This window comes from Rhodopseudomonas sp., assembly GCF_036404135.1.
Taxonomy (GTDB): domain Bacteria; phylum Pseudomonadota; class Alphaproteobacteria; order Rhizobiales; family Xanthobacteraceae; genus Rhodopseudomonas_A.
Genome location: NZ_DASWPE010000030.1, coordinates 1 through 13828 on the forward strand (window position 1 = coordinate 1; position 13828 = coordinate 13828).

Here is a 13828-nt window from a genome sequence, read left to right on the forward strand (position 1 = left end):
CTGGGACGGCTATCCATCGTCCAAACCTCCCGGCCCCATCACCTTCAAGCACGGCCTCGAACGCTTCTCCGCCATCGCCGCAGGATGGAGCCTCAGAGATGTGTGCATGCCTTAGTGCGTGCGCAGGGACGACCCGCGGAGGGGGCGTGCAACCAAGCTAACCGCGCAACAAGTGGCTTTCCGCGCTCACACCCTGCCGTAGCAGTGGAAGCCGCCATAGATCCCGGAGCGATCGCGGGCAAAGCCGAGCGCGCTGCGCGCCTCGTCGCGCTGCCAGACCTCGCGCAGCGAGCCGAGTTCCTCGCCCTCCAGTGGTGACTCCGCTCCGGCGGTGCGGAAAATCACCCGCACCCGCTCGCTGCCGGTGCGGTCGATCGCATTCCACAGCGCGCGGATTTCGTCCGCCGCCATCCAGTCCTGCGAGTCGAGCAACACCACGGCGTCGATCTGGTTGGCCGGCAGGCTTTCCAGAAACACCCGCAGATTGCCGTGCACCGGGATCACCAGGCCCGCGCCATCGCGCATCCGGGCGAACTGGCCGGCCTGCAGATAGGGCGGTAGGCAGGAATCCCCGGGGCCCGGATAACAGCGGCTCAGCGCCTGCCAGGCGAAGTAATTGCTGGTATTGGGGTGCACGTTGATCAGCTTGAGCAATCGCTCGTGCAACACTTCGTTGAGCGGCGAATTGCCGCCGAGCAGATCGCGCTGCTGCGGCGGAATGCCGAGGCTGAACAACAGCGCCGGGGTCCTGGTGATGAACCGCGCCAGCGCCGAATGAAACAGCCGGTCGAGCCGCGCCAGCGCCTCGACCCGTTTCGGCGCCGCGCGGTTGTCGTCGAGCAGCGCCACCAGATCGATCCGCGCCAGCTTCGCCAGGATGTGCGCCACGCCGATGAAGCGGCCGAGCACGCCGTGGCGATAGAAGCCGTCGGTGAAGTAAGCGTGGCGCGGCCGGCCCAAGAGATTGCGCTTGTCCCAGAACTCGCGGGCCTCGGCGTCGAGCAGCGGCCGCAGCTTGGCGCGATACAATTCGGCGTTGGCTTCCGTCGCGCCTTCGCCGAAGAACTGCCAGAAATCCGCGTAGCGCGAGAACGCGCGCAGGCCCGCGAGTTTCAGCTTCAACAGCGACAGATGCGCCTCGTTGAGATCGACCGCGAACACCTGCGCCGGCCGCGCGGTGAGGTAGGACAGCGCGTTGCAGCCGCCGGAGGAAATCGTCACGATAGTCGAGCCGACCGGCAATTGCAGCGCGGCGAGGTCGGCTTCGGGGTCCTCCCAGATCTGGGTGTAGACCAGGCGGCGAAACCAGACTGCAAACAACCGATCCCACACGGTCGACTCGTCGCGGCTGCGGCTGTTGCGGACGGCGTCCGCGATCAAGTGCGTGTTCATGCGGTCCTCGAATCGGCAATCTGCAGAAACTATCCACCGCGCAATGCAGTTTTGCGACAACCGGGCGATCTTCACAGCATCTCCTGTCACACCGCTGTCGCGCAAACATCGCAAGGATGTCCAACCCCACACCTGATGAGGTGCAACGATGTCCGCATTTCAGCCCGAACTGGGCGTCAACGGCTTGGGCGTCAACGGCTCCTGGCCGGTCGACGCCACGCAGCGCATGAACCGGATGTATCGCTGGCAGCGCCACATCTACGATGCGACGCGGCGTTACTACCTGCTCGGCCGCGACCGCATGATCGAGGGACTTAAGCCCGCGCCCCGCGCGCGCGTGCTGGAGATCGGCTGCGGTACCGGCCGCAATCTGGTGGTCGCCTCGCGGCACTATCCGGAAGCCAAATTCTTCGGCCTCGACGTCTCAACCGAAATGCTCACCTCGGCGATCGCAGCGATTGCCCGCGACGGCCGCGCCGACCGGGTGCGGGTGGCGCATGGCGACGCCACCGCGTTCGATCCGCGGCGGATGTTCGGCGTCCGCGCCTTCGATCACGTGATGATTTCCTATTGCCTGTCGATGATCCCGGACTGGCAACGCGTGCTGGAGGCCGCGGCGCATCATCTGGCGCCGGGCGGCAGCCTGCACATCGTCGATTTCGGCGACCAGCACGGCCTGCCGCGCTGGGCCCGCAGCGCGCTGCGGCGCTGGCTGGCGCTGTTCGACGTCACCCCGCGCGATGATCTGCCGCGCACGCTGCAGCGTTTCGCCGAGGCGCGCGGCGCCACGCTCCGCTTCGAGCGGCCGTACCGCGGCTACGCGCAATACGCCGTGATCAGCCTGCCGCCGGGACCGCGCGCGCTTTGAACGGCTGGCTGGCGCTGTTCGCCGCCGGGCTTCTCGAAATCGCCTGGGCGATGGGGCTGAAATATTCCGACGGGCTGACCCGGTTCTGGCCCAGCGCCGCCACCGCGCTGGCGATCCTCGCCAGCTTCGCGCTGATGGCGATCGCGCTGAAATCGCTGCCGTTCGGCACCGCCTACGCGGTGTGGACCGGGATCGGCGCCGCCGGCAGCATCGTGGTCGGCATGCTGCTGTTCGGCGAATCCGCCGACCCAGTGCGGCTGTTGTGTCTGCTGCTGATCGTCGCCGGGATGGTCGGGCTGAAGTTGAATTCCTCGGCGTGACGCCCGGCAGGTGCTGCCGATCGATGAGGTTCATTAAATTCCGCGCAGCTTGATCACAATCCGCGGCGCCGAATTCAACGTCCCGCCGCAATGCGGTCGCACCCTATACATGTACCGCCTTTATCAAGCCGGCAGCACTCCTCGGACTGAAGGCGAACGACATGACGACGGACATCGGATGCAGCCTCGCCCCGGATCACTGGCAGACGCTGCGCTTCTTGCGGTTGCCGGCGGTGCAGCGGTTGCCGCTGAATCCCGCCGCGCTGGCGGAATTGATCGCGCTCGGGCTCGCGGCGCAGGGCGACGACGGCCCGCGCATCACCCCGACCGGGCGCAGCGTGCTGCTGCGCGGCTCGCCGTCGCTATGGGACCTCGCGGCGTAACCCATATGCGCTAGCGGATGATGCCGATCCGCCGCAGCACCAGATAGGCTAACAGCGACGCCAGGCAGATCAGCGCCGCCGCCCACCAGAATCCGGCGTCGCTGTCGGCGAACGGCAGCGCCTTGGTGTTCATGCCGAAGATCCCGGTGATCAGCGTCGGCGGCATCAGCAGCGCGGTCAGCACCGACAGCACCCGCAGGCTGTTGTTGCCCTGTTCCTCGATCTTCAATTGCAGCTCTTCCTGCAATAGCCGGCTGCGTTCGCGCATCTCGATGATGGTGCGGTCGAGCCCGTCGAGCCGCTGCGCGAGCTTGCCCGCGGCGATCTGCAGCGCCGGTTTCAGCTCCGAGGTGTCCTTCTCTTCCAGCCGGTGAAACACCAGTTGTAGGCCGGACAATTGGCGGTGCAGCCGCACGCAGGTCCGCCGCACCTGGCCGAGGCTCTTGCGCAGATCGGCTTCTTGGTCTGACAGTACCTGCTCCTCGATGTCGTCGAGCGTCTCGGCCAGCCGGTCGATCACCCGCTCCATGGTGGCGGCGACGTTCTCGACGATGGTTTCGAACAAGGCCGCGACGTTGCCGATCCGGTAGCCGTTTTCCAGCGCCCGCCGGGTGGCGTCGGCGGCGCACAGCGCGCGATGCCGGCCGCTGAGCAACAGATGCTCGGTCATCACGAAGCGCAGATAGCCGGTGTCTTCGGTGGCGCCGCCGATGTCGCGCAACAGGTCGGCGATCACCCCATAGGCGCCGTCGTCGCTGGCGTGCAATTGCTGATAGGTGTCCTTGGACAACAGCAGCGCGCGGGCTTCGTCGGGGATCGGCAGCGCCGCGGCGCCGAGCCATTGCAGCGCGCGGGCGTCGGTCAGGTTGAAATGCAGCCACAATAGCGCGTCGTGCTGCGGCTCGATCGGCCGGTCGACCGGCAGGGCTTGCGGGCGGCCGTCGCCGCCGATCCGGAACGCCCACACCAGCCCCGGGATCGGCAGCGGCGGCGCCAACCGCGGGACCTCAGGGTCGGTCGGGCTGTGCGCGGCGAAAGCGTCGGACGTCATGGTGCTGCGGTCATCGAACTACTCCGGCCGCGGAAACGGCCATCCCGGCTATGAAATGACCTTTATGTAACGGCCGTGTGTCAGCGATGCGTCATTGCGAGCCGAGGACGGCGCACAGCGCCGGCCGAACAGCGAAGCAATCCAGGGGCTTTTCGCGTTGCCCTGGATTGCTTCGTCGCAAGAGCTCTTCGCAATGACGAACTCAAGCGCTGACTGCGTCGCGCGCCGCTCGCTCAGAACAGCCGCGAGAACACGAAGTAGAGCCCGCCGGACAACAGAATCGCCGCCGGCAGCGTCAGCACCCAGGCCATCAGCAGGTTGCGGATCGTCGCCATCTGCAGTCCCGAACCATTCGCGGCCATGGTGCCGGCCACCCCGGACGACAGCACATGGGTGGTCGACACCGGCAGCCCGAACATGTCGGCGGCACCGATCGTGGCGGCGGCGACCAGTTCGGCGGAGGCGCCTTGCGCATAGGTCAGATGCGACTTGCCGATCTTCTCGCCGACGGTGATGACGATGCGCTTCCAGCCGATCATGGTGCCGAGCCCGAGCGCGATCGCCACCGCGATCTTCACCCAGGTCGGGATGAACTTGGTGGCGGCGTCGAGCCAGCCCTTGTAGGCATTCAGCGTGGCGATATCGTCGCTGTTGAGATCGTTCTCCTTGTCCTTCATCAGGAAGCGGATCGCCTCGGAGGCGAGATACATGTCGTTGCGGGTGTTGCCGACCGCCTCGGCCGGCAGCTTGCTGATCGAGCCGTAACGCTCGACCTGGTCGCCGACGTCCTTCACCAGCACCGCCAGTGCCGGATAGGTGGCTTCGGCGATCTTGTGCTGCGAGACGTATTGCGTCACCGCCGGGCGCGGATCGCCGATGATGGCGTAGCCGGCACCCTTGCCGCCGATCACGCCGGCCGCGGCCGCGGAGGCCTGCTGAAACTGCGCTACCTGGGAATCCGGCAGCGCGCGGTTCAGCGCATAGGCGGTCGGCACGGTGCCGATCAGGATCAGCATGATCAGGCCCATGCCCTTCTGGCCGTCATTGGAGCCGTGGGCGAAACTGACGCCGGTGCAGGTGGCGATCAACAGCCCGCGGATCCACAGCGGCGGCGCCTTGTTGCCTTCCGGCGCGGTGTAGAGCTTCGGGTTGCGCACCACGAATTTCAGCAGCAGCAGCAGCACCGCGGCGCAGACGAAGCCGACCAGCGGCGACAGCAATAGCGCGTAGCCGATCTCGGTGGCCTTGCCCCAGTCGACCCCGGAGGTGCCGTCGCGGCCGCGCAACAGCGCGTTGGCGACGCCGACGCCGATGATCGAGCCGATCAAAGTGTGCGAGCTCGAGGCCGGCAGGCCGAAATACCAGGTGCCGAGATTCCACAGGATCGCGGCGATCAATAGCGCGAACACCATGGCGAAGCCGGCGCTTGAGCCGACCTGCAGGATCAGTTCGACCGGCAACAGTGAGACGATGCCGAACGCCACCGCGCCGGTGGAAAACAGCACGCCGAGGAAATTGAAGCAGCCCGACCACATCACCGCCAGTTCCGGCTGCAGCGAATGGGTGTAGATCACGGTGGCCACCGCGTTGGCGGTGTCGTGGAAGCCGTTGACGAATTCGAATCCGAGCGCGATCAAGAGCGCGACCAGCAGCAGCACATAGGGCAGGTAGGTGGTGACCCTGACGCCGGTGGCCTCAACGTCGGCATAGATGCTGTAGCCGACGAACACCAGGCCGGCGGCGAGCACGCCGAAAAACAGGATCAGGGTCAGCGGATTGAAACCCTTGTCGAGATTGGGCCGCGCCGCCGGCTGCACCGGGCCGCCAGGGTCGGTAGCTGGATTGAGTGTGAAATCGGTCATGCCAACGCCCTCATCTGCGAATGAGTGGCCATCAATGACCGAGGGATTTGAAGCTTGGATGACAGAGGGGAACAGGGAGCGCGGTGGAACGAGGTCCATGCTCGGTTCCGGTTGCGGCATGGCGATCGCATATGGCCGTGCGGAGTGTGCAGCGCGCACTTCGATTGCGAAGCAGCCTCGGCATTTCAGCGGGTCGTCCCTGCGCACGCAGGGTCGTTTTGCTTTGTGACCGAGGTTATGCCCTCATCTGGGAAGTCAGGGCTTATGGGTCCCTGCGTGCGCAGGGACGACCCCTGGAGAGACCCTGCCCGATGCTCAATCGCTGCTATGCGATGCATGGCCGACATCGTCATATGCGATTGCCCTGTCGCAAGCGGGGAGAGGTGAGGTCCGTGCTCGCATGGGACGGGACGACCTACCGCGCAATGACGCAACTAACCCCCGATGTTCTCGGACTGCAATCGCGAGGGTCTCGCGTCACCCCCGCCTGATCACCTGCAGTAGTTGCCGCGCATGCTGCTCGGGAGCACCGACATTGCTGATGGTCAGGTCGGCCGCGACGTCGGCAACGTTGATCGCGCGGTGCAGCCGCTCCGCGAGTGGACCGTCGCTGGGCCGCGCCCGCGCCGCCAGCCGCGCCGCCAGCACCTCCGCCGGAGCGGTGATCAGCACCACGGTGACATGCGCGTAATTCTTGCGGATCGTAGGAACGACCGCGCGGGAGACATTGATCACCACGCTGCGGCCGCCGCGGATTGCATCATCGATCGCCGCCGGCAGGCCGTAGCGCAGCCCGTGGGCGTCCCAATTGAGTGCGAAGCCGCCGCGCGCCAGCGCCGCGTCGAACGCCTCGCGGGTCAGCGTGTCGTTCTCCTCAAAGACCGAAGCCGCGCGGGTCACCACGCGGCGCGGGAATAGCACCTCGGGGCCACACGCCTGATGCGCCAGCGCGATCAGCGTGTCCTTGCCGGCGCCGCTCGGACCGACCACCGCGATAAAGCGGCCGGGGCCGATCGGCGCCGCTGTTTGTCCGGCTGTGCTGACGATGTCGCTCACGCCACCCAATGCCCCTCGGCGCGCGCTGCGCACACGCCGCTTCGCCCGAGCCGACACGCTATCGCTTGTCGCGCCATCTTCGCAAGCGGGGAAAGCGGGCCGCAGCGTTCGCGCAAGCGGCCGCGCATTTTCCGTGCGGCTGCGTCAGGCTCCAAGTATCAACAAGTATCAACCGCTATCCCCGCCGCGGCATCCGGAACGGCAGCATCGCCTGCACCACCGGCATGGTGAAGCGGTCGAGCGACAGACTTTCATGCATCAAGGTGGCGGGTTCGCCGAACAGCCGGGTGGCGATCACCGAGCGGGCATAGAACGGCGAATCCTCCAGCGTCCTGACCACGCGGGCGCCGTGCTCGCTGCGCGCCGAGCGATCGACCCGCCACGGCGTGCGCTGCAATTTGGCCAGCGCCGGCGCCTCGAAGGTCTGCATCTCGCCATGACCGTCGAACTTGATCGCGAGGTCGTGCCGGCTGCCGTCGCGGCGCTGCGCCTCGTACAAAATCGCGGTACCGTCGCGCAGCGTGGCGCGCGACCACTCCCACACCGTGAAGCCCTGTTCTAGCGGCACGTCGCCGGCATTCATGTCGAAATAGCCTTCGCCCTGCCAGGTGAGGCCAGGCGACGCCATCTCGACCTCGACCCGGGCGCTGGGGGCGATCGGCCACCAACGATGATTGCCCTCGGGGTTCAGCGTGAACGCCTGCTGCGTCACCGCGCGCGGGAGGACGCGGACCCGGCCGCGGATCCGGCCCGGGATCGGCGCGGTGACTTCGTTGATGGTGATGGTCAGCGCGTTGCCGTCCCACGAAAGGTCGCTGGGACCGATCGCCAGCGCCTGCGCGCTGCGCGACACTTTGCGGCGGCCGCGCTCGGTCATGGTCCAGCGATTGCCGCTATTGCGATACAGCGCGACATTGAGCGCGCAATGATTGAGCGGATCGGCCGGGCCGCGGTGCCGCGCGAAGCGATAATACGGCGAGAACACCGAGCCGACGAAGGCGATGATGGTGAGGCCCTCCTGGCCGTCGTCGCTGAGCGCGTCGATGTACCACCAGGCATAGCCGTCGTCCGGCACCGGCAGGCTGAAGCCGGCGCGCGTTGCATCCATGGTGGGTCGGTTGGGCCAGTGCAGCATCACGGAGTCCGTATGGTTCAGGTCAGGGAGTGATCGGGCGCAACACCGGCTTGCCGCCGGGCGCGCGTTGCAGGTCCGCGAACAGGCTCGCGGCGGCGGAACGGCCGGACAGCGCCGCCATCGGCACGCCGGGTCCGGGGTGGGTGCTGCCGCCGGCCAGATACAGCCCGGCGATCTTGGTGCGGGCGCCGGGGCGCTGGAACGAGGCGGTCCAGCCATGCGAGGCGCGGCCGTACAGCGCGCCGCCGGTGGCCGGAAACATCCGGTTGAAATCCGACGGCGTGGTCACCTGCATGGCCTCGGCGTTGCGTTCGACCTGCAGTCCGCAGCGCGCGAGCACGCCGAAGGCGCGTTCGGCATAGCGCTCGACCTGCGCCTCGCCGAAGGCGTAGCGGTCGCCGATCGCCGGCGCGTTGATCAGCACCAGCAATTCGTCGGCGCCGTCTTCGCGCAGCACAGCCTGGTCGTCGGTGCGGTCTTGGGCGCAGACATAGACGGTGGGCTCGGCCGGCACCGCGCCGCGGCCGAAGATGTCCTCGAACTCGGCCTGATAGTCGCGGGAAAAGAACACCGAATGCCGGCTCAGCGGAAAGCCTTCGGTCTTCGCCACCATGCTCCAGGTGATCGCCGACAATGAGCGTTTGCCGGGCGCGATCGGCCTGGCGGCGCGGCCGGCGGGTTTGCCGAACAGCCCGCCGCCGAGCGCCGCGACATCGGCGCTGACGATGACGTGGTCGGCTGCGATCTCGTCGCCGTCGGCCAGCACCACGCCGCAGGCGCGGCCGCCCGAGGTCGATATCTCGCGAACCGTCTGCTCATAGCGGATGCTGGCGCCGAATTCGCTGGCGCAATCGGCCAGCGCCACCGCCAGCGAATGCATGCCGCCCTCCAGCACCCAGACCCCTTCGCGTTCGACATGGGCGACCAGCATCAGGGTGGCCGGCGCCAGATAGGGCGAGGAGCCGCAATAGGTGGCGTAGCGCCCGAACATCTGGCGCAGCCGGGAATCGTGGAAATAGTCGCCGAGCGCGCTCCACATCGTGGTGAAGGGGCGGATCTTCGGCAGGTCGATCAATCCGCGAAAGCCGTCGGCGGCGATCAGCCCGCCGAGGCTGGGCTTTTCGGCGCGCAGGAACGGCTGCTCGAGGATCTGGTAGATCCGCCGGCTGTCGGCGCAGAACTGCTGAAACCGCTTGGCCTCGGCCGCGCCGGCGAAGTCGCCGATCGCGTCCGCGGAGCGCGCCTCGTCGGCGAACAGGTCGAGATGGCCCTGCTCGTCCCAGGCGTGGCGGGCGAGCACCTCCAGCGGCCGCAGCCGGACGTGGTCGGAAAAATTCTTGCCGGCGGCTGCGAACAATTCCTCGAACACCCAGCGCATCGTGAAGACGGTCGGCCCGGAATCGATCCGCGAACCGCCGATCCCGATCTGCCGCATCTTGCCGCCGGGGGCCGCACCCTGCTCGAGCACGGTCACTGCCAGGCCGCGCGCGGACAGCGCCATCGCGGCGGTGAGCCCGGCGATCCCGGCGCCGACAATGACCACTTGATCCTTCGCAAGGCGCGGACTGAGCATTTGGTCTTGAGTCTCCCCGATCTCATTGACAAGTGTCTATGAATATTTACACTCGCGCGTGACAAGTCAAATTGACACTTCGCTGCCACCCGACGGGCGCCTTCCATGGACGTCACCAACCGGATCGAACGGGCGCTGACCGACGCGATTGGTCTGGCTGCGGTGACAGGGTGCCCGCCGCGGTTGGCCGAGGCAATGCGCTATGCCGTATTCCCGCGCGGTGCCCGGGTTCGGCCACGACTTTGCCACAGCGTTGCAGCGGCTTGCGGCGAGGACAATCCGGCCGCCACCGAGGCCGCCGGCGCCGCCCTCGAACTGATGCATTGCGCCTCGCTGGTGCATGACGATCTGCCGTGCTTCGACGGCGCCGCCACCCGTCGCGGCCGGCCCTCGGTGCACAAGGCGTTCGGCGAACCGCTGGCGGTGTTGACCGGCGACGCGCTGATCGTGCTGGCGTTCCAGACCATCGCCCGCGTCACCTGCGCGCCGGATCGGCTCGCCGCACTGACCATGACGATCGGGCAGGCGGTCGGCGTGCCGTTCGGCATCGTCGCGGGGCAAGCCTGGGAATGCGAATCCGAAATCAATCTCGCGCACTATCACCGCTCCAAGACCGGCGCGCTCTTCGTCGCCGCGACCGCGGCCGGTGCGGCCTCGGCCGGCGCCGATCCGGAGCCGTGGCGTTTGGTCGGCGAGAAGATCGGCGAGGCCTATCAGGTCGCCGACGACCTGCGCGACGCCGCCGCCGATGAGGACGAGATCGGCAAGCCGGTCGGTCAGGACGTCGCCAATGGCCGCCCCAGTGCGGTGACCGAACTCGGCATTGACGGCGCGATCTTCCGCCTGCAGGGTTTGGTGCGCGGCGCGATCGAAGCGATGCCGCCGTGCGAGAACGGCCACGAGCTGCGCTCGCTGATCATGTCGGAGGCCAAGCGTCTGGTCCCGGCCAAGCTCGCGCAGTCCGCGGCCTAACCGCAAATCGCCATGGCAAGCCCGTTACGCTTGCCGGCGGCGCCCGTCTGGATTGCAATGAGTTTGCGCGACCGGCTGCTGGGATTCCGCGATTCGGTGTTGTCGAATCCGGGGTTTCAACGATTCGCGGCGGTGTTTCCGCTGACCCGTCCGATTGCGCGCAAGCGCGCCGGCGCGCTGTTCGACCTGTGCGCCGGCTTCGTCTATTCGCAGATCCTGTTGGCCTGCGTGCGGCTGCGGCTGCTCGATCAGCTCGCCGCCGGTCCGATCGGCGTCGCCGAATTGGCATCGCGGCTGAAGCTGCCGGTTACTTCGATGCAACTGTTGCTCGACGCCGCGATGGCGCTCGAACTGGTGCAGCGCCGCAGCCGGCAGCGCTACGGCCTCGGCAAGCTCGGCGCCGAGCTCCACGGCAATCCCAGCGTCAGCGCGATGATCGAGCATCATGCCATGCTGTATGGCGACCTGCAGGATCCGGTGGCGCTGCTGCGCGGCGAGTGCAGCGCCGGCAGGCTCGCCGGCTATTGGCCCTATGCCAAGGGCGGCGCCACCGCCGAATTGTCCAGCGACGCGGTGGCGCCCTACACCGCGCTGATGGCGGCCTCGCAGCCGATGATCACCCAGCAGTTGCTGCACACTTATTCGTTCCGCGAGCATCGCTGCCTGCTCGACGTCGGCGGTGGCGACGGCGCCTTCATCGCCGCGGTGGCGGACGCGGCGCCGCAATTGCGCTGCGTGCTGTTCGATCTGCCGGCGGTTGCAGCCAAAGCCGACGCGCGGTTTGCCGCCTCCGGCCTGGCGTCGCGCGCGGCTGCGGTCGGCGGCAGCTTCCTCACCGACCCGCTGCCGCAAGGCGCCGACGTGATTTCGCTGGTCCGGGTGATCCACGACCACGACGACGCCGCGGCGATGACGCTGTTGCGTGCGGTCCGCGCCGCACTTCCCGACAACGGTACGGTGGTGGTGGCCGAGCCGATTACTGGCGTCCGCGGCACCGAGGCCATCGGCGACGCCTATTTCGCGTTCTACCTGCTGGCGATGGGCAGCGGCAAACCCCGCACCTTTGTACAATTCCGCCAAATGCTCGAGGCCGCTGGCTTCGACGGTATCAGACTGCTGCCAGGCGCTATGCCGCTGGTGACCAGCGTCATTACCGGGCGCTGCGTTCCGAAAATGTGTTAATCTGACTTGACACTATCTCACGTCACGTTAGCATGACAGTGCAGGGTAGGGGGCGGCTATGCTCCTATGGAATCGGAGTAAGCGATGGAAACCATCGCGGTAGTGCTGAAGCAGCCGAAACATGTTGAAGTCAATCGGCTGGCTTTAACGGCTCCGACCGTCGACGATGTCGTCGTCGATGTTGCCTGGAGCGGCGTCAGCACCGGCACCGAGCGTTTGCTGTGGTCCGGCAGGATGCCGCAATTTCCCGGAATGGGCTACCCGCTTGTCCCCGGCTACGAGTCGGTCGGCGAGGTGGTCGAAGCAGGTTCGGCGACTGACCTGCGGCCCGGCCAGATGGTGTTCGTGCCCGGCGCGAAATGCTTTGGCGAAGTCCGCGGCCTGTTCGGCGCGTCGGCGTCGCGGTTGGTGGTGCCTGCCAAGCGCGTGATCCCGCTCGAGCAAAGCCTCGGCGAGCGCGGCATTTTGCTGGCGCTGGCTGCGACCGCCTATCACGCCATCGCGGCGTGGGGCGGGCGGGCTCCCGAATGCATCGTCGGCCACGGCGTGCTCGGCCGTTTGTTGGCGCGGATCGCCGTGGCGCTGGGCAATCCGCCGCCCGTGGTGTGGGAGAAGAACCCGCTGCGCGCCGGCGGCGCCGACGGTTACCGCGTGATCGATCCGGCGGACGACGCCCGGCGCGATTACCAGAGCATCTACGACGTTAGTGGCGATCCCACACTGCTGGACTCTTTGATTTCGCGCATCGCGGCCGGCGGAGAAATCGTGCTGGCTGGTTTTTACAGCGAGCCTTTGTCGTTCGCCTTTCCGCCGGCATTCATGCGCGAGGCAAGGATCAGGGTCGCCGCGGAATGGCAGCCGCCGGATATCGCCGCGACTAAGGACTTGATTGAAACGGGGCGGCTTTCGCTCGATGGACTGATTACGCATCACCACGACGCGAAAGCCGCGCCCGATGCCTACCGGATCGCTTTTGAAGATGCTGCATGTCTGAAGATGGTTCTGAACTGGAGATTGAGCTGATGAACGTCGTCCCCCAGGCCACCATGAAAGATGCGCTCCGAGCTGAAGCGGCGGTCGAGCCGGATGCTCCGGTGACCACTCCTGTGACCAAGGAAACCCAGATCATCGCGATCTACGGCAAGGGCGGCATCGGTAAGAGCTTCACGCTCGCCAACCTGTCCTACATGATGGCGCAGCAGGGCAAGAAAGTGCTGCTGATCGGCTGCGATCCCAAGAGCGACACCACCTCGCTGCTGTTCGGCGGCAAGGCCTGTCCGACCATCATCGAAACCTCGTCGAAGAAGAAGCTCGCCGGCGAAGAGGTCAAGATCGGCGACGTCTGCTTCAAGCGCGACGGCGTCTACGCCATGGAGCTCGGCGGCCCGGAAGTCGGGCGTGGCTGCGGCGGCCGCGGCATCATCCATGGCTTCGAACTGCTCGAGAAGCTCGGCTTCCACGAATGGGGCTTCGACTACGTGCTGCTCGACTTCCTGGGCGACGTGGTGTGCGGCGGGTTCGGCCTGCCGATCGCCCGCGACATGTGCCAGAAGGTGATCGTGGTCGGCTCCAACGATCTGCAGTCGCTCTACGTCGCCAACAATGTCTGCTCGGCGGTGGAATATTTCCGCAAGCTCGGCGGCAATGTCGGCGTCGCCGGCATGGTCATCAACAAGGATGACAACACCGGAGAGGCGCAGGCCTTCGCCAAGGCCGCCGGAATCCCGGTGCTGGCGGCGATCCCGGCCGACGACGGCATCCGCAAGAAGAGCGCCAACTACGAAATCATCGGCCTGCCGGGCGGCGAATGGGGGCCGCTGTTCGAAGAACTCGCCAAGAATGTCGGGCTGGCGCCGCCGGTGCGCCCGACGCCGCTCAGCCAGGACGGCCTGCTCGGGCTGTTCACCAGCGACGTCACCGGCCGCGATGTGGTGCTCGAACCCGCCACCATGGAAGATATGTGCGGCACCGCCGTGCTGGAGAAGCCGTCCCTCGAAGTCGTCTACGACGCAGCGTGAACACACCCATGATGCG

The 13828-nt window shown here is 66.8% G+C and carries 13 protein-coding genes; 7 read left to right on the forward strand and 6 right to left on the reverse strand.

Features of this window, described 5'->3' with window-relative positions:
* Window positions 1-186: 186 nt before the first annotated feature.
* Window positions 187-1392 carry a BtaA family protein gene (locus tag VGC77_RS03565; RefSeq protein ID WP_331170193.1) on the reverse strand — a complete coding sequence of 402 codons (1206 nt, stop codon included), beginning with the start codon at window positions 1390-1392 and terminating at the stop codon, window positions 187-189.
* A gap of 148 nt (window positions 1393-1540) precedes the next feature.
* Between VGC77_RS03565 and VGC77_RS03570 the strand changes: the two genes are divergently transcribed.
* The 3 genes from VGC77_RS03570 to VGC77_RS03580 all read left to right on the forward strand — a co-directional run bounded on the left by VGC77_RS03570 (window position 1541) and on the right by VGC77_RS03580 (window position 2963).
* Window positions 1541-2260: a class I SAM-dependent methyltransferase gene (locus VGC77_RS03570; protein ID WP_331170194.1), complete on the forward strand. Its 720-nt coding sequence runs from the start codon at window positions 1541-1543 to the stop codon at window positions 2258-2260.
* Window positions 2257-2580 (forward strand): DMT family transporter, encoded by a 324-nt coding sequence (locus VGC77_RS03575; RefSeq protein ID WP_331170195.1) that lies wholly within the window; start codon window positions 2257-2259, stop codon window positions 2578-2580. Before VGC77_RS03570 ends, VGC77_RS03575 begins: the two co-directional genes overlap by 4 nt.
* Before the next feature lie 161 nt (window positions 2581-2741).
* Window positions 2742-2963, forward strand: a complete 222-nt coding sequence (locus VGC77_RS03580; RefSeq protein ID WP_331170196.1) for a hypothetical protein — start codon at window positions 2742-2744, stop codon at window positions 2961-2963.
* A 10-nt stretch (window positions 2964-2973) separates the two neighbouring features.
* Here VGC77_RS03580 and VGC77_RS03585 read toward each other — a convergent pair whose 3' ends face one another.
* From VGC77_RS03585 to crtD, 5 genes are all read right to left on the reverse strand, one after another.
* The gene (locus tag VGC77_RS03585) at window positions 2974-4014 is read right to left on the reverse strand and encodes a transporter (protein WP_331170197.1); all 1041 of its coding nucleotides are present in this window, start codon (window positions 4012-4014) and stop codon (window positions 2974-2976) included.
* A gap of 233 nt (window positions 4015-4247) precedes the next feature.
* Window positions 4248-5876, reverse strand: a complete 1629-nt coding sequence (locus VGC77_RS03590; RefSeq protein ID WP_331170198.1) for an inorganic phosphate transporter — start codon at window positions 5874-5876, stop codon at window positions 4248-4250.
* Between the two features lie 477 nt (window positions 5877-6353).
* Window positions 6354-6932 carry a phosphonate metabolism protein/1,5-bisphosphokinase (PRPP-forming) PhnN gene (gene phnN / locus VGC77_RS03595; RefSeq protein ID WP_331170199.1) on the reverse strand — a complete coding sequence of 193 codons (579 nt, stop codon included), beginning with the start codon at window positions 6930-6932 and terminating at the stop codon, window positions 6354-6356.
* 175 nt (window positions 6933-7107) lie between these two features.
* The gene (locus VGC77_RS03600) at window positions 7108-8067 is read right to left on the reverse strand and encodes a carotenoid 1,2-hydratase (protein ID WP_331170200.1); all 960 of its coding nucleotides are present in this window, start codon (window positions 8065-8067) and stop codon (window positions 7108-7110) included.
* A 22-nt stretch (window positions 8068-8089) separates the two neighbouring features.
* On the reverse strand, window positions 8090-9640 hold the full coding sequence (gene crtD, locus VGC77_RS03605) for a 1-hydroxycarotenoid 3,4-desaturase CrtD (RefSeq protein ID WP_331170201.1): 1551 nt from the start codon (window positions 9638-9640) through the stop codon (window positions 8090-8092).
* A 105-nt stretch (window positions 9641-9745) separates the two neighbouring features.
* Here crtD and VGC77_RS03610 point away from each other — a divergent pair, with 105 nt between their 5' ends.
* The 4 genes from VGC77_RS03610 (at window position 9746) to VGC77_RS03625 (ending at window position 13812) form a co-directional block, all read left to right on the forward strand.
* Entirely contained in the window at window positions 9746-10612 is an 867-nt protein-coding gene (locus VGC77_RS03610) for a polyprenyl synthetase family protein (RefSeq protein ID WP_331170202.1), read from the forward strand.
* A gap of 57 nt (window positions 10613-10669) precedes the next feature.
* Window positions 10670-11794, forward strand: a complete 1125-nt coding sequence (locus VGC77_RS03615; RefSeq protein ID WP_331170203.1) for a methyltransferase — start codon at window positions 10670-10672, stop codon at window positions 11792-11794.
* An 84-nt stretch (window positions 11795-11878) separates the two neighbouring features.
* Window positions 11879-12817, forward strand: coding sequence for a chlorophyll synthesis pathway protein BchC (gene bchC, locus VGC77_RS03620; protein ID WP_331170204.1), 939 nt, complete (start codon window positions 11879-11881; stop codon window positions 12815-12817).
* Window positions 12817-13812, forward strand: a complete 996-nt coding sequence (locus VGC77_RS03625) for a chlorophyllide a reductase iron protein subunit X (RefSeq protein ID WP_331170205.1) — start codon at window positions 12817-12819, stop codon at window positions 13810-13812. Before bchC ends, VGC77_RS03625 begins: the two co-directional genes overlap by 1 nt.
* The last annotated feature ends 16 nt before the right edge of the window (window positions 13813-13828 follow it).

What these genes read in the sequence shown, in the direction of transcription:
- VGC77_RS03565 (WP_331170193.1), bottom strand. Translation starts at nt 1,392, where the DNA reads ATGAACACGCACTTGATCGCGGACGCCGTCCGCAACAGCCGCAGCCGC.
- VGC77_RS03570 (WP_331170194.1), top strand. Translation starts at nt 1,541, where the DNA reads ATGTCCGCATTTCAGCCCGAACTGGGCGTCAACGGCTTGGGCGTCAAC.
- VGC77_RS03580 (WP_331170196.1), top strand. Translation starts at nt 2,742, where the DNA reads ATGACGACGGACATCGGATGCAGCCTCGCCCCGGATCACTGGCAGACG.
- VGC77_RS03585 (WP_331170197.1), bottom strand. Translation starts at nt 4,014, where the DNA reads ATGACGTCCGACGCTTTCGCCGCGCACAGCCCGACCGACCCTGAGGTC.
- VGC77_RS03590 (WP_331170198.1), bottom strand. Translation starts at nt 5,876, where the DNA reads ATGACCGATTTCACACTCAATCCAGCTACCGACCCTGGCGGCCCGGTG.
- VGC77_RS03600 (WP_331170200.1), bottom strand. Translation starts at nt 8,067, where the DNA reads ATGCTGCACTGGCCCAACCGACCCACCATGGATGCAACGCGCGCCGGC.
- crtD (WP_331170201.1), bottom strand. Translation starts at nt 9,640, where the DNA reads ATGCTCAGTCCGCGCCTTGCGAAGGATCAAGTGGTCATTGTCGGCGCC.
- VGC77_RS03610 (WP_331170202.1), top strand. Translation starts at nt 9,746, where the DNA reads ATGGACGTCACCAACCGGATCGAACGGGCGCTGACCGACGCGATTGGT.
- VGC77_RS03615 (WP_331170203.1), top strand. Translation starts at nt 10,670, where the DNA reads ATGAGTTTGCGCGACCGGCTGCTGGGATTCCGCGATTCGGTGTTGTCG.
- bchC (WP_331170204.1), top strand. Translation starts at nt 11,879, where the DNA reads ATGGAAACCATCGCGGTAGTGCTGAAGCAGCCGAAACATGTTGAAGTC.
- VGC77_RS03625 (WP_331170205.1), top strand. Translation starts at nt 12,817, where the DNA reads ATGAACGTCGTCCCCCAGGCCACCATGAAAGATGCGCTCCGAGCTGAA.